Source organism: Chromobacterium aquaticum (assembly GCF_021129195.1).
Lineage (GTDB): Bacteria > Pseudomonadota > Gammaproteobacteria > Burkholderiales > Chromobacteriaceae > Chromobacterium > Chromobacterium aquaticum.
Genome location: NZ_JAJOHW010000183.1, coordinates 1 through 2,902, shown reverse-complemented (window position 1 = coordinate 2,902; position 2,902 = coordinate 1). Strand labels below are relative to the sequence as shown.

Sequence of the window (2,902 nt, the reverse complement as noted above, 5' to 3'; positions counted from 1 at the left end):
CCTGCGCCTGAGCCCGCTGGCCGCGCCGCGGCTGGGCGAACTGGCGGCCGAGGCCGGTGCCTTCGACGGCGACGCCGGCTGGAATGAACACTGGCGGCGGCTGCAATCGCTGCAAAGCTTTGAACCCGTGGTGCCGGACACCCTGCGCGCCACGCTGCGGCCTTACCAGCTGCAAGGCTACAACTGGCTGGCGCGGCTGGCCCACTGGGGCGCCGGCGCCTGCCTGGCCGACGATATGGGCCTGGGCAAAACGGTGCAGACGCTGGCGCTCTTGCTCAGCCGCGCCGCGCTCGGCCCGCAGCTGGTGGTGGCGCCCACCTCGGTGGCGCTGAACTGGCTGGCCGAGGCCGCCCGCTTCGCGCCCAGTCTGCGGCTGCGGCCCTACCAGCAACAACGCCGGCTGGACAGCGCCGGCCCCGGCGATCTGGTGGTTGCCAGCTACGGCCTGCTGCAACGCGACGCCGACGCCTTCGCCGAGGTGCGCTGGGCCAGCGTGGTGCTGGACGAAGCGCAGGCGATCAAGAACGCCGCCAGCCAGCGCGCCCAGGCCGCCCACGCGCTCTACGCTGATTTCCGCCTGGCCGCCAGCGGCACCCCGGTGGAAAACCATCTGGGCGAATTGTGGAGCCTGTTCCGCTTCGTCGCGCCCGGCCTGCTGGGCAACGAAGACAAATTCCAGCAGCGCTTCGCCCAGCCTATCGCCGACGGCGACGAGGACGCCCGCGACGCGCTGAAAGCGCTGATCCGCCCCTATCTGCTGCGCCGCACCAAGCAACAGGTGCTGACCGAACTGCCGCTGCGCACCGACATCACCCGCGCCATCCCGCTGAGCGAGGCGGAAATGGAAGTCTACGAGGCGATGCGCCAGCAGGCGCTGGACAAGCTGGGCCAGCCGGGCGAGGCCGAGGGCGGCGCGATGCAAGTGCTGGCCGAACTGACCCGGCTGCGCCGCTTCTGCTGCCACCCGACGCTGACCCAGCCGGACAGCGCATTGCCCTCCGCCAAGCAGACGCTGTTCCGCGAACTGATGCTGGAACTGCTGGACAACGGCCACAAGGCGCTGGTGTTCAGCCAGTTCGTCGACCACCTCGCCATCGTCCGCCGCTGGCTGGACCAGCAAGGCATACGCTACCAGTATCTGGACGGCGCGGTGCCCGGCGCTCAGCGCAAGGCGCGCATGGACGCCTTCCAGGCCGGCGACGGCGAGGTGTTCCTGATCAGCCTGAAAGCCGGCGGCACCGGCCTCAATCTGACCGCCGCCGACTACGTGATCCACCTCGACCCCTGGTGGAACCCGGCGGTGGAAGACCAGGCCAGCGACCGCGCCTACCGCATGGGCCAGCAGCGGCCGGTGACGGTGTACCGGCTGGTGGCCCAACACACCATAGAAGAAAAGATCGTGGCGCTGCACGCCAGCAAGCGCGAGCTGGCCGACAGCCTGCTGGACGGCGGCGATCTCAGCGCGCGGCTGGACGGCGCGGCGCTGTTGGCACTATTGCGCCAAGGCTGAGCATTGCCCTTTCGTCATAAAATGGGCAAGCTGGCGTCATTTCCCTGATTCCGGATTATCCATGCTCAAGGCCCTCCTGCTGTCCAGCCTGCTGCTGTCCGCGCTGCCCGCCTGGGCCGGCCTGTCCCAGACCGACACCGCCTCCGAGAAAATCTCCGTCGGCACCCTGTCCATCGTCGCCGCGCCGGCGATCAGCGTGGCCGGCAGCGCCCAGGGCAAGGGCGAATCGCTGCTGGCCCCGGTGCTGGCGGTCACCGGCAGCGCCTATGTGATCACCGGTCTGGCCCAGGGCGCCGGCGACACCGTCAAGATGTCGCTGGACGCGGTGCAAGGCGGCGCCAAGCTGGTGGTGGAATTGTCCGGCAAGGCGCTGAAAGCCACCGGCGCCGCGGTCGGCGCCTCGGTGCAAGTGAGCGCGGTGGCCAGCGGCACCATGCTGGTCACCTCCGGCAAAGTGCTGGCCTTCATCCCCAACAAGCTGGGCGAGGCCCTGCTGGAGCATAACCGTGTCCCGTCCTGACGCTCTGCCCGCCCGCCTCGCCGGCCTTGGCCTGGCGCTCTGCCTGCTGCTGCCGCAAGCCGCCCAGGCCGGCCGCAGCTGCGAGGAACAAACCATCACCCCGGCCACCTTCGGCAAGGCGATGGCCGCCGCCGAACAACTGCAGCAAAAACTGGACGCCAGCGGCGGCGACGTCGCGGTGATCGGCCGCGTCGGCCAGGACCTGTCGCGCTTCAAGCTGCGCTACACCCATGTCGGCATCGCCTACCGCCAGCCGGAAGGCCGCTGGCGCGTCGCCCACCTGCTCAACGACTGCGGCAGCGCCAGCTCCGACCTGTGGTACGAGGGCCTGGGCAATTTCTTCCTCGACGATATGTATTCCTTCGAGTCGGTGGCGCTGCTGCCGCCGCCGGCGCTGGCCGCGCGCCTGCGCGAACGGCTGCAGGCGCCGCCACGGCTGCGCGAACTGCACACCCCGCAATACAGCCTGCTGGCCTACCCCTTCGCCACCCGCTACGAAAACTCCAACACCTGGGTGCTGGAAACGCTGGCGGCCTCGGCCAGTCAGGAAGCGCGCATCGCCAACCGCGAACAGGCGCAAATGTGGCTCAAGCTCAACGGCTACGCGCCGTCGGAACTCAAGCTGGGGCCGCTGACGCGGCTGGGCGGCCGCATGTTCAAGGCCAATGTCGCCTTCGACGACCACCCCAACGAAATGCGCTACGCCGACCGCATCCAGACCGTGACCGTGGATTCGGTGATGAACTTCCTGCAGGCCCGCAAGGAAGGCTGGCAAGTGCTGGAAATCCCCGCGCCCTGACTGGATCGCAGAAGCTGTTCCATGCCTGCTGCGCTTCAGCGATACCTTGAACAGGTTCTCAGAGCCTGTTCAA

At 68.7% G+C, this 2,902-nt stretch carries 3 protein-coding genes; all 3 read left to right on the top strand.

Annotated features, from left to right (window positions below; genetic code table 11):
* Positions 1–1,510 (top strand): DEAD/DEAH box helicase (locus LQT98_RS22280; protein ID WP_231465292.1); only part of this gene is annotated, 1,510 nt, incomplete at its 5' end.
* Between the two features lie 61 nt (positions 1,511–1,571).
* Complete coding sequence (locus tag LQT98_RS22275) at positions 1,572–2,030, top strand: hypothetical protein (protein ID WP_048409009.1); 459 nt, start codon at positions 1,572–1,574, stop codon at positions 2,028–2,030.
* Positions 2,017–2,829: a DUF2145 domain-containing protein gene (locus LQT98_RS22270; protein WP_231465290.1), complete on the top strand. Its 813-nt coding sequence runs from the start codon at positions 2,017–2,019 to the stop codon at positions 2,827–2,829. Before LQT98_RS22275 ends, LQT98_RS22270 begins: the two co-directional genes overlap by 14 nt.
* The last annotated feature ends 73 nt before the right edge of the window (positions 2,830–2,902 follow it).

Bases quoted from the DNA above. Each gene is read 5' to 3' on its own strand.
- LQT98_RS22275 (WP_048409009.1), top strand. From the start codon at position 1,572: ATGCTCAAGGCCCTCCTGCTGTCCAGCCTGCTGCTGTCCGCGCTGCCC.